The sequence below is a fragment of the Alloalcanivorax xenomutans genome, from assembly GCF_900217905.1.
Lineage (GTDB): Bacteria > Pseudomonadota > Gammaproteobacteria > Pseudomonadales > Alcanivoracaceae > Alloalcanivorax > Alloalcanivorax xenomutans.
Map to the genome: position 1 here is coordinate 84,361 of NZ_OBMO01000018.1, position 24,768 is coordinate 109,128.

At 58.6% G+C, this 24,768-nt stretch carries 28 protein-coding genes and 1 tRNA gene; all 29 read right to left on the bottom strand.

The annotated features are described in order from the left end of the window. Positions 1–21: 21 nt before the first annotated feature. Positions 22–327, bottom strand: coding sequence for a 30S ribosomal protein S14 (rpsN, locus tag CRO06_RS14880; protein ID WP_026949539.1), 306 nt, complete (start codon positions 325–327; stop codon positions 22–24). Positions 328–338: 11 nt separating this feature from the next. Next, entirely contained in the window at positions 339–878 is a 540-nt protein-coding gene (gene rplE, locus CRO06_RS14885) for a 50S ribosomal protein L5 (RefSeq protein WP_022995840.1), read from the bottom strand. 13 nt (positions 879–891) lie between these two features. Next, complete coding sequence (gene rplX / locus CRO06_RS14890; RefSeq protein WP_022995841.1) at positions 892–1,206, bottom strand: 50S ribosomal protein L24; 315 nt, start codon at positions 1,204–1,206, stop codon at positions 892–894. Between the two features lie 15 nt (positions 1,207–1,221). After that, a complete protein-coding gene (gene rplN, locus CRO06_RS14895; RefSeq protein WP_014996102.1) occupies positions 1,222–1,590 on the bottom strand; it encodes a 50S ribosomal protein L14 in 369 nt (122 codons plus the stop codon). Positions 1,591–1,642: 52 nt separating this feature from the next. After that, positions 1,643–1,912 carry a 30S ribosomal protein S17 gene (gene rpsQ, locus CRO06_RS14900; protein ID WP_022995842.1) on the bottom strand — a complete coding sequence of 90 codons (270 nt, stop codon included), beginning with the start codon at positions 1,910–1,912 and terminating at the stop codon, positions 1,643–1,645. 2 nt (positions 1,913–1,914) lie between these two features. Next, complete coding sequence (gene rpmC, locus CRO06_RS14905) at positions 1,915–2,106, bottom strand: 50S ribosomal protein L29 (protein WP_014996104.1); 192 nt, start codon at positions 2,104–2,106, stop codon at positions 1,915–1,917. A 3-nt stretch (positions 2,107–2,109) separates the two neighbouring features. Then, positions 2,110–2,523, bottom strand: a complete 414-nt coding sequence (gene rplP / locus CRO06_RS14910; RefSeq protein ID WP_014996105.1) for a 50S ribosomal protein L16 — start codon at positions 2,521–2,523, stop codon at positions 2,110–2,112. 13 nt (positions 2,524–2,536) lie between these two features. Then, positions 2,537–3,229: a 30S ribosomal protein S3 gene (rpsC, locus tag CRO06_RS14915; RefSeq protein WP_022995843.1), complete on the bottom strand. Its 693-nt coding sequence runs from the start codon at positions 3,227–3,229 to the stop codon at positions 2,537–2,539. Positions 3,230–3,233: 4 nt separating this feature from the next. Beyond that, complete coding sequence (gene rplV, locus CRO06_RS14920) at positions 3,234–3,578, bottom strand: 50S ribosomal protein L22 (RefSeq protein ID WP_022995844.1); 345 nt, start codon at positions 3,576–3,578, stop codon at positions 3,234–3,236. A 10-nt stretch (positions 3,579–3,588) separates the two neighbouring features. Beyond that, positions 3,589–3,864, bottom strand: a complete 276-nt coding sequence (gene rpsS, locus CRO06_RS14925; protein ID WP_014996108.1) for a 30S ribosomal protein S19 — start codon at positions 3,862–3,864, stop codon at positions 3,589–3,591. 22 nt (positions 3,865–3,886) lie between these two features. After that, positions 3,887–4,711: a 50S ribosomal protein L2 gene (gene rplB, locus CRO06_RS14930; RefSeq protein ID WP_022995845.1), complete on the bottom strand. Its 825-nt coding sequence runs from the start codon at positions 4,709–4,711 to the stop codon at positions 3,887–3,889. A gap of 19 nt (positions 4,712–4,730) precedes the next feature. Continuing rightward, positions 4,731–5,027 (bottom strand): 50S ribosomal protein L23, encoded by a 297-nt coding sequence (gene rplW / locus CRO06_RS14935; RefSeq protein WP_022995846.1) that lies wholly within the window; start codon positions 5,025–5,027, stop codon positions 4,731–4,733. Continuing rightward, a complete protein-coding gene (gene rplD, locus CRO06_RS14940) occupies positions 5,024–5,626 on the bottom strand; it encodes a 50S ribosomal protein L4 (RefSeq protein WP_014996111.1) in 603 nt (200 codons plus the stop codon). Before rplD ends, rplW begins: the two co-directional genes overlap by 4 nt. Before the next feature lie 14 nt (positions 5,627–5,640). Then, complete coding sequence (gene rplC, locus CRO06_RS14945; protein ID WP_026949538.1) at positions 5,641–6,276, bottom strand: 50S ribosomal protein L3; 636 nt, start codon at positions 6,274–6,276, stop codon at positions 5,641–5,643. Between the two features lie 57 nt (positions 6,277–6,333). After that, complete coding sequence (rpsJ, locus tag CRO06_RS14950) at positions 6,334–6,645, bottom strand: 30S ribosomal protein S10 (protein ID WP_022995848.1); 312 nt, start codon at positions 6,643–6,645, stop codon at positions 6,334–6,336. A gap of 204 nt (positions 6,646–6,849) precedes the next feature. After that, positions 6,850–8,043: an elongation factor Tu gene (tuf, locus tag CRO06_RS14955; protein WP_097058778.1), complete on the bottom strand. Its 1,194-nt coding sequence runs from the start codon at positions 8,041–8,043 to the stop codon at positions 6,850–6,852. 31 nt (positions 8,044–8,074) lie between these two features. Then, the gene (gene fusA, locus CRO06_RS14960; protein ID WP_063141496.1) at positions 8,075–10,174 is read right to left on the bottom strand and encodes an elongation factor G; all 2,100 of its coding nucleotides are present in this window, start codon (positions 10,172–10,174) and stop codon (positions 8,075–8,077) included. 78 nt (positions 10,175–10,252) lie between these two features. Continuing rightward, a complete protein-coding gene (gene rpsG / locus CRO06_RS14965; protein WP_014996116.1) occupies positions 10,253–10,723 on the bottom strand; it encodes a 30S ribosomal protein S7 in 471 nt (156 codons plus the stop codon). A gap of 116 nt (positions 10,724–10,839) precedes the next feature. After that, on the bottom strand, positions 10,840–11,214 hold the full coding sequence (gene rpsL, locus CRO06_RS14970) for a 30S ribosomal protein S12 (RefSeq protein WP_014996117.1): 375 nt from the start codon (positions 11,212–11,214) through the stop codon (positions 10,840–10,842). A gap of 162 nt (positions 11,215–11,376) precedes the next feature. Then, entirely contained in the window at positions 11,377–15,579 is a 4,203-nt protein-coding gene (gene rpoC / locus CRO06_RS14975; protein ID WP_022996214.1) for a DNA-directed RNA polymerase subunit beta', read from the bottom strand. A gap of 100 nt (positions 15,580–15,679) precedes the next feature. Beyond that, on the bottom strand, positions 15,680–19,822 hold the full coding sequence (gene rpoB / locus CRO06_RS14980; protein ID WP_022996213.1) for a DNA-directed RNA polymerase subunit beta: 4,143 nt from the start codon (positions 19,820–19,822) through the stop codon (positions 15,680–15,682). Positions 19,823–19,971: 149 nt separating this feature from the next. After that, positions 19,972–20,352, bottom strand: coding sequence for a 50S ribosomal protein L7/L12 (gene rplL / locus CRO06_RS14985; protein ID WP_022996212.1), 381 nt, complete (start codon positions 20,350–20,352; stop codon positions 19,972–19,974). 69 nt (positions 20,353–20,421) lie between these two features. Further along, positions 20,422–20,955: a 50S ribosomal protein L10 gene (gene rplJ / locus CRO06_RS14990; RefSeq protein WP_014996121.1), complete on the bottom strand. Its 534-nt coding sequence runs from the start codon at positions 20,953–20,955 to the stop codon at positions 20,422–20,424. Between the two features lie 296 nt (positions 20,956–21,251). Further along, complete coding sequence (rplA, locus tag CRO06_RS14995) at positions 21,252–21,947, bottom strand: 50S ribosomal protein L1 (RefSeq protein WP_022996211.1); 696 nt, start codon at positions 21,945–21,947, stop codon at positions 21,252–21,254. A gap of 3 nt (positions 21,948–21,950) precedes the next feature. Then, entirely contained in the window at positions 21,951–22,379 is a 429-nt protein-coding gene (gene rplK / locus CRO06_RS15000) for a 50S ribosomal protein L11 (RefSeq protein WP_014996123.1), read from the bottom strand. Between the two features lie 89 nt (positions 22,380–22,468). Continuing rightward, on the bottom strand, positions 22,469–23,011 hold the full coding sequence (gene nusG / locus CRO06_RS15005) for a transcription termination/antitermination protein NusG (protein WP_022996210.1): 543 nt from the start codon (positions 23,009–23,011) through the stop codon (positions 22,469–22,471). Positions 23,012–23,020: 9 nt separating this feature from the next. Beyond that, complete coding sequence (gene secE / locus CRO06_RS15010; protein WP_097058779.1) at positions 23,021–23,395, bottom strand: preprotein translocase subunit SecE; 375 nt, start codon at positions 23,393–23,395, stop codon at positions 23,021–23,023. Positions 23,396–23,437: 42 nt separating this feature from the next. Next, positions 23,438–23,513, bottom strand: a tRNA-Trp gene (locus CRO06_RS15015). 58 nt (positions 23,514–23,571) lie between these two features. Then, positions 23,572–24,765: an elongation factor Tu gene (gene tuf, locus CRO06_RS15020; RefSeq protein WP_097058778.1), complete on the bottom strand. Its 1,194-nt coding sequence runs from the start codon at positions 24,763–24,765 to the stop codon at positions 23,572–23,574. Positions 24,766–24,768: the final 3 nt, after the last annotated feature.

Sequence of the window (24,768 nt, forward strand, 5' to 3'; positions counted from 1 at the left end):
AGTTGCTCCGCTACTCTTTGCTTACCAGCTGGATTTAACCAGCCCGGGAACGTCACCACGCATCGCTGCTTCACGCAGTTTAATGCGGCTCAGGCCGAATTTGCGGTAGTAACCATGCGGACGGCCGGTAAGGCGGCAGCGGTTACGCTGGCGAACCGGAGAAGAGTCCCGTGGCAGCTTCTGCAGCTCCAGCTGAGCCTCCCACTTCGCTTCGGGTTCCGCGTTGGGATCCTGGATAACCGCTTTCAGCGCGGCACGCTTGGTGGCGTAACGCTGAACCAACTTGGCGCGCTTCGCCTCCCGGTTTTTCATAGAGACCTTTGCCATGACAAATCCTCTTAGCCTTTCAGCGGGAAGTTGAAGGCGCGCAGCAGCGCCCGTGCTTCGTCATCGGTCTTGGCCGTGGTGGTGATGGTGATATCCAGACCACGCAGCTTGTCGACCTTGTCGAAATCGATTTCCGGGAACACGATTTGCTCCCGCAGACCCATGGAGTAGTTGCCACGGCCGTCAAAGGACTTCGGGTTCAGACCCCGGAAGTCACGGACACGCGGGATTGCCACGGATACCAGGCGTTCCAGGAACTCGTACATACGACGGTTACGCAGGGTCACCTTGCAGCCGATCGGCCAACCTTCACGGATCTTGAAGCCCGCCACGGACTTGCGTGCCTTGGTGACCAGCGGCTTCTGACCGGCGATGGCGGTCATATCCGACAGCGCACCTTCGATCGCCTTCCGGTCCGCGGCCGCTTCACCCACACCCATGTTCAGGGTGATCTTGGTGATGCGGGGCACCTCCATGACGTTCTTGTAACCGAACTCATCGCGGAGTTTCGGCACAATCTCTTCGTTGTAAACCTTCTTCAGATCACTCATGGTTCACCTAACCTCACGCGTCCAGCGCTTCGCCGTTGGACTTGAAGAACCGCACTTTTTTGCCGTCCTCGAAACGGACGCCGACACGATCGGCCTTCTGGGTCTTCGCATTCCAGATGGCCACATTGGAAGCGTGAATACCCGCCTCCTGCTGAACAATGCCACCTTGAATACCGCGGTTAGGGTTGGCGCGAACGTGTTTTTTCACCATGTTCACACCGGAGACAAGAAGGCGGCCGTTAGGGAGCACACGCTGTACCTGGCCCCGCTTACCTTTGTCCTTGCCCGCGATTACGATGACTTCGTCATTGCGCTTGATCTTGAGCATTGCCTTAACCCGCCTTTAAAGAACTTCCGGTGCCAGGGAGATGATCTTCATGAACTGGTCATTACGCAGTTCACGGGTCACCGGCCCAAAGATCCGGGTGCCGATCGGAGCCTTGTTGTTGTTCAACAGGACCGCGGCGTTTTCGTCAAAACGAATCACAGAACCATCGGGGCGACGTACACCACGACGGGTACGTACCACGACAGCGCTCATCACGTCGCCTTTTTTAACACGACCACGCGGAATCGCTTCCTTTACTGTGACCTTGATGATGTCACCAATGCCTGCATAGCGGCGGTGGGAGCCACCCAGCACCTTGATGCACTGCACTCGACGAGCGCCGCTGTTATCGGCGACTTCGAGCATGGTTTCGGTCTGAATCATCGCTTACTCTCTCCAACTCCTGCCCTGTGCAGGCAGCCACAGCATTCTCTCATCAGGCCTTGACGGCCTGCTCCACTACGCTGACCAGCATCCAGCTTTTACGCTTGGACAGCGGACGGCATTCTTCGATGGTGACCAGGTCGCCTTCGCCACACTGGTTTTGCTCATCGTGAGCCATCAGTTTGGTAGAACGCTTGATGATCTTGCCATAAATGGGGTGCTGTACCCGGCGCTCAACCAATACGGTGATGGTCTTATCACCTTTACTGGAAATCACTTTACCGGTAACGGTCCGGCGCAGTTTCTGTTTCGCCTCTGCCATGATTAGTTACCCTGTTTTTCCCGCAGAATGGTCTTCACACGTGCAATATCACGGCGGACCGTCCCAAGCTGATGGGTTTGGGAAAGCTGACCGGATGCTTTCTTCATGCGCAGCTTGAACTGTTGTTCCAGCAGCTCAAGGTGCTGCTCGCGCAACTGCTCAACACTCTTTTCTTTCAGTTCGCTCGCTTTCATGGCTTACATCACCGTCCGAGTCACGACACGGGTGCTGACCGGCAGCTTGGCTGCGGCCAGACGGAACGCTTCACGCGCCACGTCTTCGGAAACACCTTCCATTTCGTAGAGCATGCGGCCCGGCTGAATCTGGGCTACCCAGTACTCCACGCTACCTTTACCTTTACCCATCCGCACTTCCAGCGGTTTCTGGGTAATCGGCTTATCGGGGAAGACCCGAATCCAGATCTTACCGCCCCGTTTGATGTGACGGGTCATGGCCCGACGAGCCGCTTCGATCTGACGCGCGGTGATCCGGCCACGGCCGGTGGCCTGCAGGCCGATGGTGCCAAAAGACACCTTGTTGCCGCGCTGTGCCAGGCCACGGTTACGGCCCTTATGAATTTTCCGGAATTTGGTACGCTTCGGCTGCAACATCGTTCGTTACCTTTTAACCACGGCCGCGCTTTTTCGCGCCCTTGGACTGCTTCTGCTCTTCCTGAACCTGCTCCATGCCACCGAGCACTTCGCCACGGAAGATCCAGACCTTCACACCGATGGTTCCGTAGGTGGTCTCAGCACGCACGTTGGCGTAATCGATGTCCGCACGCAGAGTATGCAGCGGCACGCGACCTTCACGGTACCATTCCGTACGAGCAATCTCGGCACCACCCAGACGACCAGAAAGCTGGACCCGAATACCTTCGGCACCGGCCTTGAGCGCGTTCTGCACCGCTCGCTTCATAGCGCGGCGGAACATAACACGACGTTCGATCTGGCCAGCGATATTATCGGCTACCAGGCGAGCATCCACGTCAGGCTTACGCACTTCCTCGATGTTGATGTGCACCGGCACACCCATCTTGGCTGCTACGTCGCGACGCAGGCGCTCGACGTCCTCGCCCTTCTTGCCGATCACGATCCCCGGACGAGCCGTTGAGATAGTGATGCGGACGTTTTCGGACGGACGCTCGATTTTAATCCGGCTCACCGAGGCATTCTTGAGGCGCTTGAACAGATATTCACGCACCTCGAGATCGGTTACCAGGCAGTCTGCGTAGGTCTTGGGACCCGCATACCACAGGGAGTTGTGCTCCTTGACGATGCCCAGACGAATACCGATCGGATGAACTTTCTGACCCATCTGGTTACTCCTGACCTTCCGAGACTTTTACAGTGATGTGGCAGGTACGCTTGAGAATGCGATCCGCCCGCCCTTTCGCGCGAGGACGAATACGCTTCATCGACATGCCTTCATCCACGTAGATGGTGGATACTTTCAGCTCATCCACATCGGCGCCGTCGTTGTTTTCCGCGTTAGCAATCGCGGACTCCAGCACCTTCTTAACAATCTTGGCCGCCTTCTTGGGGCTAAAGGCGAGAACATTCAACGCCTTTTCCACCTCCAGACCTCGGATCTGGTCGGCCACCAGGCGGGCTTTCTGAGCCGAAATTCTTGCGCCCCGCAGACGGGCTGCAACTTCAGTCGCCATGGCTGTCACCTTATCGCTTAGCCTTTTTGTCCACGATATGCCCGCGGAAGTTACGGGTCAGGGCGAATTCGCCCAGCTTGTGGCCCACCATGTGCTCGGAAACCAATACCGGAACATGCTGACGGCCGTTATGTACCGCGATGGTCAAACCCACCATCTCCGGGATGATCATGGAGCGACGGGACCAGGTTTTGATCGGCTTACGGGAGCCGGCTTCCACCGCTTCTTCCACCTTCTTCAACAGGTGGTGATCCAGAAACGGACCTTTTTTCAGTGAACGTGGCACAGCCTGAACCTCTCTCTATCCCTTACTTACGACGGTCGCGCACAATCATCTTGGAGGTGCGCTTGTTGGTACGGGTTTTGTGGCCCTTGGTCGGTACACCCCAGGGGGTTACCGGATGACGGCCACCGGACGTACGCCCTTCACCACCACCATGGGGGTGATCCACGGGGTTCATGGCCACACCGCGAACGGTGGGACGAACACCGCGCCAGCGGGTTGCGCCGGCCTTACCCAGCGAGCGCAGGCTGTGCTCACTGTTGGATACCTGCCCGATAGTGGCGCGACATTCAGCATGCACCTTACGCATTTCGCCAGAGCGCAAACGCAGGGTCACATACTGTCCATCTTTCGCCAGCAGCTGGACAGAAGTACCCGCGGAGCGAGCCAGCTGACCACCTTTACCAGGCTTCAGTTCCACGTTATGAATCGTGGAACCCAACGGAATGTTGCGCAGCGGCAGAGTATTGCCCACCTTGATCGGGGCATCTTCGCCGGACTGAACACGATCGCCCGCCTTCAGATCTTTCGGCGCCAGAATGTAACGACGCTCGCCATCCAGATACTTCACCAGCGCGATGTGCGCGGAACGGTTCGGATCGTATTCCAGACGCTCCACCACACCCTGGACACCGTCTTTATTACGACGGAAATCCACTACGCGGTATTTCTGCTTGTGACCACCACCTTTATGACGGGTGGTGATACGGCCGTTATTGTTACGGCCGCCGTTCTTGGCCTTGGCTTCCAGCAAGGGCGCGTAGGGAGCACCTTTGTGCAGCTCCTCATTGACCACCTTTACGACAAAGCGGCGGCCCGGAGAAGTCGGCTTGGTCTTAACAATCGCCATGATTACTCACTCCCTTACCTTACTCAGCGCCCAGGAAGTCGATATCCTGGCCTTGTTCAAGGGACACGTAGGCCTTCTTCCAGTCGCTACGCTTACCGGCGACACGACCGAAGAACTTGCGCTTGCCTTTCACGTTCAAAGTCCGAACGTTGCGCACCTTAACCTCGAACAGCGCTTCCACGGCGGCCTTGATTTCCGCCTTGGTGGCATCTTTTGCCACTTTGAAAGCAAAGGCATTGCTGCGCTCGGTGGCGTCAGTGGCCTTTTCGGAAAAGTGCGGTGCAAGCAGCACTTTTAAAATGCGCTCTTTGTTCATGCCAGCGCCTCCTCAAGTTTCTTCAGAGCCGGCACGGTCACCAACACCTTGTCAAAGGCGATCAGGCTGACCGGATCCACACCGCTGGCATCGCGGATGTCGACCTTCGGCAGGTTACGAGCCGCCAAATACAGATTCTCATCCACATCGTCAGTCACGATGAGAACATTGCTCAGGTTCAGATCCTTGAGCTTGGCGGCCACCTGCTTGGTTTTCGGGGTGTCGACGGAGAAGTCGTCCACCACAACCAGGCGCTCCTGGCGAACCAGCTCGGACAAAATGCAGCGCAGCGCGCCACGATACATTTTGCGGTTTACTTTCTGTGAGTGGTCACGGGGCACCGCGGCAAACGTTTTGCCGCCGCCACGCCACAGCGGGCTACGAATGGTACCGGCGCGAGCGCGACCGGTGCCTTTCTGCCGCCAGGGCTTACGACCACCACCACTGACATCAGAGCGGCTTTTCTGCGCTTTGGAACCTTGACGGGTACCCGCCAGGTAAGCAGTCACAACCTGATGAACCAGAGGCTCGTTGAAGTCCTTGCCGAAGGCGACTTCAGACACAGTAACGGTACCTCCAGAGGCGGTATTGAGATTCATCCTCTATTCCTCTTTCAGGCCTTCGCCTTCACTGCCGGGATCACGATCACATCACCACCGGCCGCGCCGGGGACCGCACCCTTAACCAGCAACAGATTCTTTTCCACGTCCACGCGCACGACTTCCAGATTCTGAACCGTCACACGCTCGGCACCCATGTGGCCCGCCATTTTCTTGCCCTTGAATACGCGGCCCGGGGTTTGGTTCTGACCGATGGAACCCGGAGCGCGGTGGGACAGAGAGTTACCGTGAGTGGCGTCCTGAGTACGGAAATTCCAACGCTTAACCGTACCGGCGAAACCTTTACCCTTGGAGGTACCGGTTACGTCCACGATCTGGCCAGCCTCGAACACTTCCAGGGTCAGCTCGCCGCCAACCTGCAAGTCGCCCGCCGGAGCGCGGAATTCACCCACAGTGCGGCCAGCTTCCACGCCCGCCTTGGCGAAGTGACCCGCCATTGGCTTGGTCACTCGGGTTGCGCGGCGCTCGCCAACCGTCACTTGCACGGCCTCGTAGCCATCTGTCTCTTCGGTCTTAATCTGGCTCACCCGATTCGGGGACACTTCAATCACGGTCACCGGAACACTGACACCGTCTTCAGTGAACACCCGGGTCATCCCGCATTTTCGACCGATTACACCAATCGCCATTGTCTACCTCTTCACAACCTGTTGCGGCCAGGCCGCACGTTGTTGTCTCAGGCTGAGTTATCCCAGGCTGATCTGCACATCCACACCAGCGGCCAGATCCAGCTTCATCAGTGCGTCCACGGTCTTGTCCGTGGGCTCCACGATGTCCACCATCCGCTTGTGGGTACGGATCTCGTACTGATCCCGCGCATCTTTGTTAACGTGCGGAGAGACCAGCACCGTAAACCGTTCTTTACGCGTGGGCAGAGGGATCGGACCCTGTACCTGCGCACCCGTGCGTTTTGCCGTATCCACGATCTCCTGGGCGGACTGATCGATCAGGCGATGATCAAAAGCCTTGAGACGGATTCGGATTCTCTGGTTAGCCATAGCTAACAAACTCCAGACTGTTTCGAACCATACTTTAGATGGCAAAAAGCCCGCCCATCCTTCTCATCCGAAGGAGGTGGGTGTCAAAACAAGCCCGGGAACGATGCCCCGGTTGATCGCGCCCTTTCCAGTACTAACACTGGAAAGAGGGCGCAGAGTATATAGACAAGAGAAGGCCGGGGCAAGCCCCGGCCTTGAATTATCTTACTCTACGATCTTGGCCACCACGCCGGCGCCAACAGTACGACCACCTTCACGAATCGCGAAGCGCAGGCCGTCTTCCATGGCGATCGGTGCGATCAGCTCAACGTCCATCTGCACGTTGTCACCCGGCATCACCATCTCGGTGCCTTCCGGCAGCGTACAGGCACCGGTAACGTCGGTGGTACGGAAGTAGAACTGCGGACGGTAGCCGTTGAAGAACGGGGTGTGACGACCACCTTCGTCCTTGCTCAGCACGTACACCTCGGCAACGAACTTGGTGTGCGGGGTGATCGAGCCCGGCTTCGCCAGAACCTGACCACGCTCCACTTCGTCACGCTTGGTGCCACGCAGCAGCACGCCCACGTTCTCACCCGCGCGGCCTTCGTCCAGCAGCTTGCGGAACATCTCAACACCAGTACAGGTGGTCTTGGCGGTATCCTTGATACCCACAATCTCGATCTCTTCACCCACCTTGATGATGCCACGCTCCACACGACCGGTGACCACGGTACCGCGACCGGAGATGGAGAACACGTCCTCGATCGGCATCAGGAACGGCTGATCAACCGCACGCTCCGGCTCCGGAATGTACTCGTCCAGCGTTTCCACCAGCTTCTGCACCGCCGGCATGCCAATCTCGCTGGTATCGCCTTCCAGCGCCTTCAGAGCGGAACCCTTGATGATCGGGGTGTCGTCGCCCGGGAAGTCGTAGTCGCTCAGCAGCTCACGCACTTCCATTTCAACCAGTTCCAGCAGCTCTTCATCGTCCACCATGTCCGCTTTGTTCAGGAACACGACGATGTACGGCACGCCAACCTGGCGGGACAGCAGAATGTGCTCCCGGGTTTGCGGCATCGGGCCGTCAGCGGCGGATACCACCAGAATCGCGCCATCCATCTGCGCCGCACCGGTGATCATGTTCTTCACGTAGTCGGCGTGACCCGGGCAGTCAACGTGCGCGTAGTGACGGGTCGGAGAGTCGTACTCCACGTGGGAGGTCGCGATCGTAATACCACGCTCACGCTCTTCCGGGGCGTTATCGATCTGATCGAAGGCGCTCGCCGAACCAGAGCCCCACACCTCGAAGCACACCCGCGTCAAAGCGGCCGTCAGCGTCGTCTTACCATGGTCAACGTGACCAATCGTGCCCACGTTTACGTGCGGTTTATTACGTTCAAACTTTTCCTTTGCCACGGTTCTATACCTTTACAAATTCACCGTAAATTTAAGATTTCTTACCGTTGATCACGTCTTCGGCAATGTTGCGCGGAGCCTCGGCGTACTTCAGGAACTCCATGGAGTAGCTGGCGCGCCCCTGGGACATGGAACGAACATCGGTAGCGTAACCGAACATCTCGGACAGCGGCACCTCGGCGCGGATCACCTTGCCGGAAACGCTGTCGTCCATGCCCTGGACGGTACCACGACGACGGTTCAAGTCGCCCATTACGTCACCCATGTAATCCTCCGGAGTGACCACCTCCACTTTCATGATCGGCTCCAGCAGGATCGCACCGGCTTCCTTGGCGGCATTACGCACCGCCAGGCCACCCGCCATGCGGAAGGCGTTCTCGTTGGAGTCCACTTCGTGGTAGGAACCATCATACAGGATAGCCTTCACACCCAGGATCGGATAACCAGCCAGCACACCGGCCTGCAACTGCTCATCGATACCCTTCTGAATGGCGCCAAAGTATTCTTTCGGCACCACACCACCGTGGATTTGCTCCTCGAACTGGAACTCTTCGTCGCGGTCGATTGGCTCGAACTTGACCTTGACGTGACCATACTGCCCACGACCACCGGACTGCTTGACGAACTTACCTTCAACGTCGGCGGGCTTGGTGAAGGTTTCACGGTACGCCACCTGCGGCGCGCCCACGTTCGCTTCCACCTTGAACTCGCGCTTCATGCGGTCGACGATGATATCCAGGTGCAGCTCACCCATACCGGAAATGATGGTCTGGCCGGTCTCTTCATCCGTTTTCACGCGGAACGAAGGATCTTCCTGGGCCAGACGACCCAATGCGATACCCATTTTCTCCTGGTCCGCCTTGGATTTCGGCTCAACCGCAACGGAGATCACCGGCTCGGGGAACTCCATCCGCTCCAGCACGATCACCTTGTTCGGATCACACAGGGTGTCACCGGTGGTGACATCCTTCAGCCCCACGCAAGCGGCAATATCACCCGCGCGAACTTCCTTGATTTCCTCCCGGCTGTTGGCGTGCATCTGCAACAGGCGACCAATCCGCTCTTTCTTCAGCTTCACGGAGTTCATCACGCTGTCACCGGAATTCACCACACCGGAGTAAACACGGATAAAGGTCAGAGAACCCACGAACGGGTCAGTGGCGATCTTGAACGCCAGGGCCGCGAACGGCTCATCATCGGACGACTTGCGGGACTCAACGGTTTCGCCATCTTCCAAGGTGCCCTGGATCGCTTTTACTTCGTCCGGAGCAGGCAGGAACTCGATAACCGCATCCAGCATGGCCTGAACGCCCTTGTTCTTGAAGGCGGAACCACACAGCGCCACCACGATCTCGTTGGCCAGAACCTGCTCACGCAGCCCGGCTTTGATATCGTCGTTATCCAGCTCACCGTTCTCGAGGTACTTCTCCATCAGCTCATCCGAGCCTTCGGCAGCCGCCTCCATCATCTGCTCACGCAGCTCTTCACAGCGGGACAGCACCTCTTCGGGGACATCACGCTCTTCGTAGCTCATGCCCAGATCATCTTCATTCCAGAAGATCGCCTTCATCCGGATCAGGTCGACGATACCCTTGAACTCGTCTTCAGTACCGATGTTGTACTGGATCGGCACAACCTTGGCGCCCAGACGATTGCGGATCTGATCGCAAACACGGTCAAAGTTGGCGCCCGCGCGGTCCATTTTGTTAACGAACACAATACGCGGAACGCTGTACTTGTTGGCCTGACGCCACACCGTCTCGGACTGAGGCTCCACGCCTGAAGATCCACAGAACACCACCACGGCACCGTCCAGAACACGCAGAGAACGCTCCACCTCAATGGTGAAGTCCACGTGCCCGGGAGTATCGATGATGTTGATACGATGCTGGTCGTACTGCTTGTCCATGCCCTGCCAGAAAGCAGTCACCGCGGCCGAGGTAATGGTAATACCCCGCTCCTGCTCCTGCTCCATCCAGTCAGTCGTCGACGCACCGTCGTGGGTCTCACCCATCTTGTGGTTGACACCCGTATAGAACAGGATCCGCTCGGTGGTGGTGGTTTTACCTGCGTCCACGTGGGCGCAGATACCGATGTTGCGATAGCGGTTGAGAGGAGTCTTACGTGCCACGCTGCTAACCTCGAGTCTCTGAATCCAATACAAAAACCGGCCTGATCGCAGGCCGGTTTACTCTGTCTACGCTCTGCCTTAGAAGCGGAAGTGGGAGAAGGCTTTGTTCGCCTCCGCCATGCGGTGTACGTCTTCCCGCTTCTTCATCGCCGCGCCTTTACCTTCAGCGGCATCCATCACCTCACCGGCGAGGCGCTGGGCCATGCTCTTCTCACCCCGCTTGCGCGCGGAGTCCACCAGCCAACGCATGGCCAGGGCGGTACGACGACTGGGGCGAACTTCCACCGGCACCTGGTAGGTGGCGCCACCAACACGACGGCTTTTCACCTCGACCACCGGACGAATGTTATCCAGGGCTTTCTCGAACAGTTCCAGGGCTTCGCCACTCTTACGCTCGGTCACGATATCCAGAGCGCCGTAGACGATACGCTCGGCGACGGATTTCTTACCGTCCACCATTACGTGGTTCATGAACTTGGCCAGCAACTGGCTTCCAAATTTCGGATCCGGCAGGATCTCACGTTTGGCAACGACGCGTCTTCTTGGCATCGGATGTGTTCCTCTTACTACCCGCGGGGCGGGAATGCTTCAGGTTATCCGGGACCAGGCCCGGCCTTACTCATCCTACCGGGAGCAACACCCGGCTGTATGAATAGGGTTACGACTTACTTCTTCGGCCGCTTGGCACCGTACTTGGAACGGCGCTGCTTGCGATCCTGAACACCGGCGGTATCCAGGGTGCCGCGCACGGTGTGATAGCGCACACCAGGCAGGTCTTTAACACGACCGCCACGGATCAGCACCACGGAGTGCTCCTGCAGGTTATGGCCTTCTCCCGGGATATAGGAAGACACTTCATAACCGTTGGTCAGACGCACCCGGCACACTTTACGCAGCGCGGAGTTCGGCTTTTTCGGGGTAGTGGTGTACACCCGGGTGCAAACGCCGCGACGCTGCGGGCAGCCCTGCAGGGCGACCGAGTCGCTTTTCTCTACCTTGCTTTTGCGCGGGTTGCGCACCAGCTGGTTTACAGTTGCCATGAAACTACTGCTCCACGCTTACAGTTCTGTGACGAACTGACTTGATTGTCAGATTTTCGCCACCCGATTCCTACCTACAGAATAGGGGCGAGCGATTCTAGGGACCCCCCGGCACCAAGTCAAGATGCCGGAGGGCCTGGATGGCGCTTAATTCCTGGCCCCTTACTCCTGACCAGAGGAGCTGAGCGCCTCGGACAGGGCCGCTTCCACCTCGTCCATGGTCGGACCGTCGCCGCGAGCATCCGCACGCTGGCGCCGGCGATCCATGTGATAGGCATAGCCGGTCCCGGCCGGAATCAGACGACCCACGACCACGTTCTCCTTGAGACCACGGAGATCGTCTTCTTTCCCGGTTACCGCCGCTTCGGTCAACACCCGGGTGGTCTCCTGGAAGGAGGCCGCGGAAATGAACGATTCAGTGGCCAGGGAAGCCTTGGTGATACCCAGCAGCATACGCTCGAACTGAGGCCGCATCTTGTCCTCACCCTTGAGGCGATCCAGCTCTTCCATCACCCGGGCGTATTCCACTTGCTCACCCTTGATGAAGGTCGACTCGCCCACTTCGGTGATTTCCACCTTACGCAACATTTGGCGGATGATCGTTTCGATATGCTTATCGTTGATCTTCACACCCTGCAGGCGGTAAACCTCCTGCACTTCGTTGACGATATAGCGGGCCAGCTCCACCTCACCCTTGAGACGCAGAATGTCGTGCGGGTTCAGCGGGCCGTCGGAAACCACCTCGCCTTTCTCCACGTGCTCGCCTTCGAACACGTTGAGCTGACGCCATTTGGGGATCAGTTCCTCGTAGGTGTCGCCACCATCATCCGGGGTGATCACCAAACGCACCTTGCCCTTGGTTTCCTTGCCAAAGGACACGGTACCGGTTTTTTCCGCCAGGATAGCCGCTTCCTTCGGATTACGGGCCTCGAACAGATCCGCCACCCGCGGCAGACCACCGGTGATATCCCGGGTCTTGGACGACTCTTGCGGGATCCGCGCGATCACGTCACCCACCGAGATATCAGCCCCGTTCTTCAGGCCGCACAAGGCGCCACCGGGCAGGAAGTAGTTGGCCGGGGCATCGGTATTCGGCAGGCTCACCGCCTTGCCTTTGCCATCCACCACCCGGACCACCGGACGCAGGTCCTTACCCGCGGACGGACGATCCTGGCTCGGCATGACCTCGATGTTGGTCAGCCCGGTCAGCTCATCGGTCTGGTAGTTAACGGCAATACCTTCTTCCATATCACCGAACTGCACCTTACCCGCCACTTCGGCAATGATCGGGTGGGTGTGCGGATCCCAAGTCGCCACGACCTGGCCACCGTCCACGGAATCCCCTTCGTTTACCGTAACCAGAGCACCGTAGGGCACTTTGTAGCGCTCACGCTCACGACCCAGGTCATCGGCAACCGCCAGCTCGGCTGAACGGGAAACGATCACCAGACCATCTTTGTGGGTCACGTGCTTGGCGTTGTGGAAACGCACCTTGCCGCCGTGTTTGATCTGGATGCTGGACACCGCGGAGGCCCGGCTTGCCGCGCCACCAATGTGGAAAGTCCGCATGGTCAGCTGGGTACCCGGCTCACCAATGGACTGGGCCGCGATCACGCCAACCGCCTCGCCCACGTTGACCCGGTGGCCACGGGCCAGATCACGGCCGTAACAGGCGGAACATACACCCCAGCGGGTGGCACAGGTAATGGAGGAACGCACTTTCACTTCGTCCACACCCATGGCTTCCAGCTTGTCCACCCACACTTCGTCCAGCAGGGTGCCGGCTTCCACGGCCACTTCGTCCTGGTTCAGCGGATTCATCACGTCGCGAGCCACGACCCGGCCCAGCACCCGCTCACGCAGGGGCTCGACCACATCACCACCCTCGATCAGCGGGGTCATGATCAGACCCTGCTCGGTGCCACAGTCTTCCTCGGTGATCACCAGATCCTGGGCCACGTCCACCAGACGACGGGTCAGGTAACCGGAGTTCGCGGTCTTCAATGCGGTATCCGCCAGACCTTTCCGGGCACCGTGAGTGGAGATGAAGTACTGCAGTACGTTCAGACCTTCACGGAAGTTACTGGTAATCGGCGTTTCGATAATGGAGCCGTCCGGCTTGGCCATCAGGCCGCGCATGCCCGCCAACTGACGAATCTGGGCGGCGGAACCCCGCGCCCCGGAATCCGCCATCATGAAGATGGAGTTGAAGGAGCCTTGCTCTTCGTCCTTGCCTTCGCGGTTTTTCACCACTTCGGTCTTCAGGTTCTCCATCATCGCCTTGGCGATCTGGTCGTTGGTACGGGACCAGATGTCCACAACCTTGTTATAACGCTCACCGCGGGTTACCAGACCGGAAGCGAATTGCTCCTCGATCTCGCGCACCTCTTCCTCGGCCTTGCCGATCAGCTCGTACTTGGCCTGCGGAATCACCATGTCCTCCACACCAATGGAGGAGCCGGACAGGGTCGCCTCACGGAAGCCCAGATACATGATCTGGTCAGCAAAGATGCAGGTTTCCTTGGTACCCAGGATCCGGTAACAGGTGTTCAGCAGCTTGGAGATCGCCTTCTTGGTCATGTTCTGATTGACCATGTCGAAGCCGATGCCTTCCGGCACGATGTCCCAGATTTTACAGCGGCCCGGAGTGGTATCCGCGATACGCCATTCCCGGTGAATGTTGCCTTCCTGATCCTTGACCACATCTTCCAGGCGCACCTTGATGCGGGCGTGCAGATCCACCTCTTTGGTGCCCAGGGCGCGCATCACTTCCTTGGTGTCGGCGAACACCCGGCCTTCGCCTTTGACGTTCACCTTCTCGCGGCTGATGTAGTACAGACCCAGCACCACGTCCTGGGTCGGGCCGATGATTGGCTCACCATTGGCCGGAGACAGAATGTTGTTGGTGGACATCATCAGCGCCCGGGCTTCGAGCTGCGCTTCCAGGGTCAGCGGTACGTGCACCGCCATCTGGTCACCGTCGAAGTCGGCGTTGAAGGCGGCACACACCAGCGGGTGCAACTGAATTGCCTTACCTTCGATCAGCACCGGCTCGAATGCCTGGATGCCAAGACGGTGCAGCGTCGGCGCCCGGTTCAACATCACCGGGTGCTCGCGGATCACCTCGGCCAGAATATCCCAGACCTCGGCTGTCTCGCGCTCGACCATCTTCTTGGCCGCCTTGATGGTGGTGGCCAGGCCGCGTCCTTCCAGTTTGGAGAAGATGAACGGCTTGAACAGTTCCAGCGCCATCTTCTTCGGCAGACCGCACTCGTGCAGCTTCAGGGTCGGCCCCACCACGATCACGGAACGACCGGAGTAGTCCACCCGCTTACCGAGCAGGTTCTGACGGAAACGCCCTTGCTTACCCTTGATCATATCCGCCAGGGACTTCAGCGGGCGCTTGTTGGAACCGGTGATGGCACGGCCGCGGCGGCCATTATCCAGCAACGCGTCCACGGACTCCTGCAGCATGCGTTTTTCGTTACGCACGATGATGTCCGGGGCATTCAGGTCCAGCAGGCGCTTGAGACGGTTATTCCGGTTGATCACCCGGCGATACAGATCGTTCAGATCGGAAGTGGCGAAGCGGCCACCATCCAGCGGTACCAGCGGACGCAGATCCGGCGGCAGCACCGGCAGAACGGTCATGATCATCCACTCCGGCTCATTACCGGAAGCCTGGAAGGCCTCCATCAGCTTCAGCCGCTTGGACAGCTTCTTCAGCTTGGTATCGGAGTTGGTGGAGTCGATCTCTTCACGCAGCGTGTTGATCTCGTCGCGCAGGTCCAGGTCCTGCAGAAGCTGCTGCACCGCCTCCGCGCCCATCTTCGCTTCGAACTCATCACCGAACTGTTCCAGCGCATCGAAGTACTCTTCGTCGGTCAACAGCTGGCCACGTTCCAGGGTGGTCATGCCCGGCTCGGTCACGACAAAGGATTCGAAGTACAGCACCCGCTCGATGTCGCGCAGGGTCATGTCCAGCATCAGACCGATGCGGGACGGCAGCGACTTCAGGAACCAGATGTGGGCAACCGGGCTGGCCAGTTCGATATGGCCCATGCGCTCACGGCGAACCTTGGAGAGCGTGACTTCAACGCCACACTTCTCACAGATCACACCACGGTGCTTGAGACGCTTGTACTTACCGCACAGGCATTCATAGTCCTTGATCGGACCAAAAATGCGCGCGCAGAACAGGCCATCACGCTCCGGCTTAAAGGTCCGGTAGTTAATGGTCTCCGGCTTTTTCACTTCGCCAAAAGACCAGGAGCGGATCAGATCCGGCGGTGCGAGACCGATGCGGATCTTGTCAAACTCCGTGACTTGTCCCTGACTTTTGAGCAAATTCAGCAAGTCTTTCAAGGCCAGTCCTCCGTATGGAGCTTTCGCTCGCGATTCTTTCCTACTAAATCCGGGTCAGGCAGTGGCGCCGCTCCATTCTTGGAAGAGCGGCGCCGCGGCCTCAGTCGTTTTCCAGCTCGATGTTGATACCGAGGGAGCGGATTTCCTTCAACAGCACGTTGAAGGATTCCGGCATGCCCGGATCCATCCGGTGGTCTCCGTCGACGATGTTCTTGTAGATGCGCGTGCGCCCATTCACATCGTCGGATTTCACGGTAAGCATTTCCTGCAGAGTGTAGGCGGCGCCATAGGCTTCCAGCGCCCACACTTCCATCTCACCGAAACGCTGACCACCGAACTGCGCCTTACCACCCAGCGGCTGCTGGGTAACCAGGCTGTAGGAACCGGTGGAACGCGCGTGCATCTTGTCGTCCACCAAGTGGTTCAGTTTCAACATGTACATGTAGCCGACGGTCACCTTGCGGTCGAACTTCTCGCCGGTACGGCCATCCCACAGTTCGATCTGGCCGGAACGGTCCCGCTTGGCCAACTCCAACAGCGCCTTGATTTCGTACTCTTTGGCACCGTCGAATACCGCGGTCGCCATCGGCACACCGCCGCGCAGATTGCTGGCCAGTTCGATGATTTCATCATCGGAGAACTCGTCCAGGCTTTCGCGGCTGCCGCCGGCGCCGGTGCGGTTGTAGATCTGATCGAGGAAGTCACGCACTTCAGCGACTTTCTTCTGCTCGTCCAGCATCTCGCCGATACGCTCGCCCAGACCTTTGGCGGCCCAGCCAAGGTGGGTTTCAAGGATCTGACCCACGTTCATCCGCGACGGTACACCCAGCGGGTTCAACACCACATCCACCGGAACGCCGTTATCGTCATACGGCATGTCTTCCTCGGGCATGATCACGGAGATCACACCTTTGTTACCGTGACGACCGGCCATCTTGTCACCGGGCTGGATACGACGCTTGATTGCCAGGTAAACCTTGACCACTTTCAGAACACCGTGGGACAGATCGTCACCGCCGGAGATCTTGGCCTGCTTGTCCTTGTAGCGCTCGTCCTGCTCTTTCTTGTGCTGCTCCAGATACTGGTGCGCACGTTCGAGCTGTTCGGCCACGTCCTCGTCCGCCGGGCGCAGTTCAAACCACTTCTCCGCATCCAGCTCATCAAGGATTTCGCTGGTCAGTTGAGTACCACGCTTGAGGCCGGCGCCGCCGTTGACCTTCTTACCGGTCATCACGGAACGCAGACGGTCCAGGATGTCCTGCTCGAGGATCCGGTACTCGTCTTTCAGGTCCTTACGGAATTTTTCCAGGGCCTCTTGCTCGATCTGCTTGGCGCGCTCGTCTTTCTCGACACCGTCACGAGTAAACACCTGCACATCGATGACCGTGCCCTTGACGCCGGAGGAAACCCGCAGAGAGGTATCCTTCACGTCGGACGCTTTCTCACCGAAGATGGCACGCAACAGCTTTTCTTCCGGAGTGAGCTGGGTCTCGCCCTTCGGCGTGACCTTGCCTACCAGAATGTCGCCGGCTTCCACTTCCGCACCAATGTAGACGATGCCGGATTCGTCCAGCTTCGCCAGCGCCGCTTCACCCACGTTGGGAATATCCGCGGTAATTTCTTCCGCCCCCAGCTTGGTGTCACGGGCAATACAGGTCAGCTCCTGGATGTGGATGGAGGTAAAACGGTCCTCCTTCACCACCCGCTCGGAGATGAGGATGGAATCCTCGAAGTTGTAGCCATTCCAGGGCATGAAGGCGACGCGCATGTTCTGACCCAGCGCCAGCTCACCCATGTCCACGGACGGACCGTCCGCCATGATGTCGCGGGCCGCCACCTTGTCACCCACTTTCACCAGCGGACGCTGGTTGATGCAGGTATTCTGGTTGGAGCGGGTGTATTTGGTCAGGTTGTAAATGTCCACACCGGCTTCACCTTCGGCCACTTCATCGTCGTTGACTTTGACGATGATGCGCGAAGCATCCACCTTGTCGACCACGCCGCCACGCTGAGCCACCACGCAAACCCCGGAGTCACGGGCCACGTGACGCTCGAAGCCGGTGCCCACCAGAGGCTTGTCGGCACGCAGCGTCGGCACCGCCTGGCGTTGCATGTTGGACCCCATCAGAGCCCGGTTGGCGTCATCGTGCTCCAGGAACGGAATCAGGGACGCGGCCACGGACACCACCTGGCGCGGCGAGACATCCATATGGGTAATGGTGTCACGCTCCATGACGGTGAATTCGTAGCGGTGACGCACGGTGACGAAGTCTTCCACGAAGCTGCCGTCATCGTTCATCTTGGCATCCACCTGAGCGATCACGCACTCGGCTTCCTCGATGGCGGACAAGTACTCGATCTCGTCGCTCACCTTGCCGTCGATCACTTTACGGTACGGAGATTCCAGGAAACCGTACTCGTTGGTACGCGCGTAGCTCGCCAGGGAGTTGATCAGCCCGATGTTCGGACCTTCAGGGGTCTCGATCGGGCATACGCGGCCGTAGTGGGTCGGGTGCACGTCGCGCACCTCGAAGCCGGCACGCTCACGGGTCAGACCACCCGGGCCCAACGCGGACACCCGGCGCTTGTGGGTGACCTCGGAGAGCGGGTTGTTCTGGTCCATGAACTGCGACAACTGGGAGGAGCCGAAGAACTCCTTCACCGCCGCGGCTACCGGCTTGGCGTTGATCAAGTCCTGCGGCATCAGTCCTTCGGACTCCGCCAGGCTCAGGCGCTCTTTCACCGCCCGTTCTACCCGCACCAGGCCAACACGGAACTGGTTTTCCGCCATTTCGCCCACGGAACGCACACGGCGGTTGCCGAGGTGGTCGATATCGTCCACCACACCATTACCGTTACGGATATCCACCAGCGTCTTGAGCACGTCGACGATATCGGACACGTCGTCGCCAAGCTGCTCATGGTACTGCTTGCCTTCCTCATCGGTACGGGTACTGAAGTAGCGGCCGTCATAGAGGATGCCCGGACCGGTTTCAACTTCGCGGCCGAGACGGCGGTTGAACTTCATCCGCCCCACGCCGGAGAGGTCGTACCGTTCGTCGGTGAAGAACAGGTTCTTGAACAGATTTTCCGCCGCTTCCTTGGTCGGCGGCTCACCCGGGCGCATCATCCGATAGATTTCCACCAACGCCTCAAGCGGGCTGCGGGTGGGATCGGCGCGCAGGGTATCGGCAATGAACGGACCATGGTCCAGGTCATTGGTGTACAGAGTTTCAAAGCGGGTAACGCCCGCCTTGCTCAGTTTTTCCAGGACATCGGCGGTCAGCTCGGTATTACACTCGACCAGAATTTCGCCGGTGTCCTCATCAATGATGGATTTGGCCAGATAACGACCCTGGAGGTATTCCGCCGGAATCTCCAGGTATTCGATATTGGCTTTCTCCAATTGGCGGATGTGGCGCGCGGTTACCCGGCGACCACGTTCCACCACCACTTCGTCACCGGCAAGGATGTCGAAGGTGGCGGTTTCGCCACGGAGACGCTCCGGCACGAGACGCATGCGATAGACATCGCCTTCGCTCAGGATCTCGTTGGTGTCGAAGAACATCTCCAGAACTTCATCGGAGGTGTAGCCCAGCGCACGCAGCAGAATCGTTGCCGGCAGCTTGCGGCGGCGATCGATACGCACGTAGACCAGATCCTTCGGATCGAATTCGAAGTCCAGCCAGGAACCACGGTAGGGAATCACCCGGGCGGAATACAGCAGCTTGCCGGAAGAGTGGGTTTTACCCTTGTCGTGGTCAAAGAACACACCCGGAGAGCGGTGCAGCTGGGACACGATGACCCGCTCGGTACCATTGATCACGAAGGTACCGTTCTCGGTCATCAGCGGGATCTCGCCCATGTAGACCTGCTGCTCACGGATGTCCTTGATCGCACCATTGGACTCTTTGTCGTAGATCACCAACCGGATGCGCACGCGCAGTGGCGCGGCGTAGGTTGTGCCACGAATGATGCACTCTTTGACATCAAAGACCGGTTTGCCGAACTCATAGCCGGCATACTCCAAGGCCGCGTTGCCCGAGTAACTGGAAATCGGGAAAACGGACCGGAAGGCAGCTTCCAAGCCTTCATCCAAGCGCGCCTCGGCGCCTTTATCCTGCTGTAGGAATTTGCGGTAAGAATCGAGCTGTATGGCCAGCAGGTACGGGACCTCCATGACCTTGGGAAGCTTGCCGAAATCTTTGCGGATCCGCTTTTTCTCAGTGAATGAGTATGCCATCTGCGTTCCTCGGCTGTTGACCACCTATCACCCCAGGGTGATATCTCTGCACGAAACCGTTCGTACAGAAACGACAAAAGGCTGGCAGCCCTTAAGCTGCCAGCCGGTGCCTTTCCTCGTTGTCGCGGAAAGACATTGCGTTACCGCGCTTACTTGAGCTCGACGGTACCGCCAGCCTCTTCGATCTTTTTCTTGATCTCTTCGGCTTCGTCTTTGGAAACGCCTTCCTTGACCGGAGCAGGAGCGCCCTCGACCATGTCTTTCGCTTCTTTCAGACCCAGACCAGTTACTTCGCGGACTGCCTTGATCACGCCGACTTTCTTATCGCCGAAACCGGTCAGAACCACATCGAACTCGGTCTGCTCTTCAGCGGCGCCACCAGCGTCGCCACCGGCAGCTGCCGGAGCGGCTGCTACTGCGGCAGCTGCGGTTACGCCAAACTTCTCTTCCATGGCCTCGATCAGTTCAACGAGGTCCATAACGCTCATTTCAGCAACTGCGCTGAGGATATCTTCTTTGGAAACGGCCATTTTCAATCTCCTAAATCACCGTACGGGCGATCACGATTGGATCGGGTAGTTACGCCACCAGACTTAATGTCAGGCAGCTTCCTGCTGTTTCTTGTCCTTCACGGCTGCCATCGTGCGAACAAATTTGCCGGGCACCTCGTTGAGGGTACGGACAAACTTGGCCACCGGGGCCTGCATGACGGACAAAAGCTGAGCAAGGGCCTCGTCGCGGGTAGGCAGCTTGGCCAGGACATCAATATCCTGAGCGCCATACGCCACACCGCCGACAGCCAGCGCTTTCACTTCGAGCTTGTCATGATCCTTGGCGAAGTCCTTGATGAGCCGAGCGGCAGCGCCCGGATCTTCTTGGGAAAACGCCAGGACAGTGGGGCCGACCAGCGAATCGTTGAGGCACTCGTATTCGGTACCTTCAACAGCACGCTTGGCCAGCGTGTTCCGAACTACTTTCAGATACACGCCGGTTTCGCGGGCCTTCTTGCGCAGCTCGGTCATCTGAGCCACGGAAAGACCACGATAGTCGGCAACCACAGCAGACAGCGCTTCGGAAGCAACAGCGTTCACCGAAGCCACAATCGCCCGTTTGTCCTCCAGATTCAAAGGCACAATTTACCTCCTGGATTCACAAACAAACCGGATTCCCGGACTGCATAACCGAGGATCCGGCGGTTGCCATGACCGGTTACCCGGTCGTTATCGCGGAAGCCAGCCCCTGCTTTGACACAGGATTTGCAACTACCGCGCCTACGCAGGCGGTCACCCCTTAACCTTCCCCGAGACCTGAGCTCATAAAGCCAGACTGCGTCTCGCGGGACGGACCTGCGGTCTTTGACGCCCCGACGGCATGCCGCCGGGATCAAAGAACGTGAGACGCGCCGATCAATCGGCGCGGCCCATATACCTTACATAGCCAGAGAGGCGGTATCGATCGCCAGGCCCGGGCCCATGGTGCTGGACAGCGTTACTTTCTTGAAGTACGCGCCCTTGGCGGAAGCCGGCTTGGCCTTCTTCAGGTCGGCGATCAGCGCTTCCACGTTTTCCTTGATGGCGTTGGCATCAAAACCAACCTGACCAACGGTACAGTGGATGATGCCACCCTTGTCGGTACGGTAACGGACCTGACCGCCCTTGGCGTTTTTCACCGCCTGAGCCACATCCGGGGTTACGGTACCCACTTTCGGGTTCGGCATCAGGCCGCGGGGACCAAGGATGGTACCCAGCTTACCGACCACACGCATAGCGTCGGGGGAAGCGATCACCACATCAAAATTGATCTCACCGCCCTGAACCTGCTCGGCCAGGTCGTCAAAGCCCACCACGTCGGCGCCGGCTTCTTTCGCTTCCTCGGCTTTGGCACCTTGAGCGAACACCGCCACACGGACGGTTTTGCCAGTACCGTGAGGCAGAACAGAAGCGCCACGGACGTTCTGGTCGGATTTACGCGGGTCGACACCCAGGTTCACCGCCACATCAATGGACTCTTTGAATTTCACCGCGGACAGCTCGGTCAACAGAGCTACCGCCTCTTCCACCGGGTACGCCTTGCCCGGCTCGATTTTTTCGCGGATGGCGCGGGCGCGTTTGGACAGCTTGGCCATTGTTTAGTCCTCCACGTCCAGGCCCATGGAACGGGCAGAGCCCGCAATGGTGCGCACGGCGGCATCCAGATCGGCAGCCGTCAGATCCGGTTCTTTCGCCTTGGCGATCTCTTCCAGTTGCGCACGGTTCACCTTGCCCACTTTCTTGGTGTTGGGCTCACCGGAACCGCTCTTGATACCCGCTGCTTTTTTCAGCAGGTACGCGGCCGGCGGGGTCTTCATGGTGAAGGTGAAAGAACGGTCGTTATAAACCGTAATCACCACCGGAACCGGCGCGCCGGCATCCAGCTGTTGAGTCTGGGCGTTGAACGCCTTACAGAACTCCATGATGTTCACGCCATGCTGACCCAGCGCGGGACCAACAGGCGGTGAAGGGTTAGCCTGACCCGCTGCCACCTGCAGCTTGATGTAGGCTTGTACTTTCTTAGCCATGGTATTGAGACTCCTTGGGTGCGAACGCCCGCATGAAACAGGCTCCCCTCAGGTTGTCGACAACCCGGCGAAGATCGCCGGGACGGGAGTCAGGTTTTTTCAACCTGACCGAATTCCAGCTCCACCGGGGTAGAGCGACCGAAAATAAGCACGGCCACATGCAGCCGGCTCTTCTCGTAATTGACTTCCTCGACCACGCCATTGAAGTCGGCAAACGGTCCATCGATAACCCGCACCACTTCGCCGGGTTCGAACAGCGTTTTGGGCTTCGGCTTTTCGACCGCGTCATCCATGCGGCGCAGGATGGCATCCGCTTCTTTCTGAGTGATCGGCGAAACACGTCCGGGATTCTTCGGGTCTTCGCCGATGAAGCCCATGACCTTCGGTGTTTCCTTCACCAGGTGCCAGGAGTCGTCGCACATCTCCATTTGCACCAGCACATAGCCTGGGAAAAATTTCCGCTCGGACTTACGTTTCTGACCGCCACGAATCTCGACCACCTCTTCGGTAGGCACGAGAATCTCGCCAAACAGCTCCTCCATGGAACGCAACTTGATGCGCTCTTCCAGGGCCCGTTTGACGTGCTTTTCAAAGCCGGAATAGGCGTGTACCACGTACCAGCGCTTAGCCATGTGTACCCCTTAGCCGATGAGCGTCGAGATCAGGCCGTTGAGCGCCCAGTCGAGCACGAACAACAGCAGCGCCACGATCACCACGAAGACCAGAACGATCAGCGTGGTCTGCAGCGTTTCCTGACGGGTGGGCCACACCACCTTGCGCAGCTCCACCATGGAGTCCTTACGCAATTGATTGAAGGACTTGCCCTGCTCGGTCTGCAAAGCCACAAAGGCCGCGACCAGGGCGACCGCCACTACGCCAAGGGCCCGATACAGAGGAGACACGTCTGAGAAATAGCTGTTACCAAAAACAGCAACGGCCACCAGAGCGGCAACGACGAGCCACTTGATGACCTCTAGAGCGGAGGACCCAGATTGCCCTTCAACTTTCTCGTTCATCTGCCGATGCACCCCGCCGCCTGACGGCAGCTCTGGGAAAATTGGCAGGCCAGGAGGGACTCGAACCCCCAACAGCCGGTTTTGGAGACCGGTGCTCTACCAATTGAACTACTGGCCTGTAACTCACTAATCAGAAACAAAACAGGCCGGAGCCGAAGCCCCGGCCTTGAATTGTCTTACTCTACGATCTTGGCCACCACGCCGGCGCCAACAGTACGACCACCTTCACGAATCGCGAAGCGCAGGCCGTCTTCCATGGCGATCGGTGCGATCAGCTCAACGTCCATCTGCACGTTGTCACCCGGCATCACCATCTCGGTGCCTTCCGGCAGCGTACAGGCACCGGTAACGTCGGTGGTACGGAAGTAGAACTGCGGACGGTAGCCGTTGAAGAACGGGGTGTGACGACCACCTTCGTCCTTGCTCAGCACGTACACCTCGGCAACGAACTTGGTGTGCGGGGTGATCGAGCCCGGCTTCGCCAGAACCTGACCACGCTCCACTTCGTCACGCTTGGTGCCACGCAGCAGCACGCCCACGTTCTCACCCGCGCGGCCTTCGTCCAGCAGCTTGCGGAACATCTCAACACCAGTACAGGTGGTCTTGGCGGTATCCTTGATACCCACAATCTCGATCTCTTCACCCACCTTGATGATGCCACGCTCCACACGACCGGTGACCACGGTACCGCGACCGGAGATGGAGAACACGTCCTCGATCGGCATCAGGAACGGCTGATCAACCGCACGCTCCGGCTCCGGAATGTACTCGTCCAGCGTTTCCACCAGCTTCTGCACCGCCGGCATGCCAATCTCGCTGGTATCGCCTTCCAGCGCCTTCAGAGCGGAACCCTTGATGATCGGGGTGTCGTCGCCCGGGAAGTCGTAGTCGCTCAGCAGCTCACGCACTTCCATTTCAACCAGTTCCAGCAGCTCTTCATCGTCCACCATGTCCGCTTTGTTCAGGAACACGACGATGTACGGCACGCCAACCTGGCGGGACAGCAGAATGTGCTCCCGGGTTTGCGGCATCGGGCCGTCAGCGGCGGATACCACCAGAATCGCGCCATCCATCTGCGCCGCACCGGTGATCATGTTCTTCACGTAGTCGGCGTGACCCGGGCAGTCAACGTGCGCGTAGTGACGGGTCGGAGAGTCGTACTCCACGTGGGAGGTCGCGATCGTAATACCACGCTCACGCTCTTCCGGGGCGTTATCGATCTGATCGAAGGCGCTCGCCGAACCAGAGCCCCACACCTCGAAGCACACCCGCGTCAAAGCGGCCGTCAGCGTCGTCTTACCATGGTCAACGTGACCAATCGTGCCCACGTTTACGTGCGGTTTATTACGTTCAAACTTTTCCTTTGCCACGAC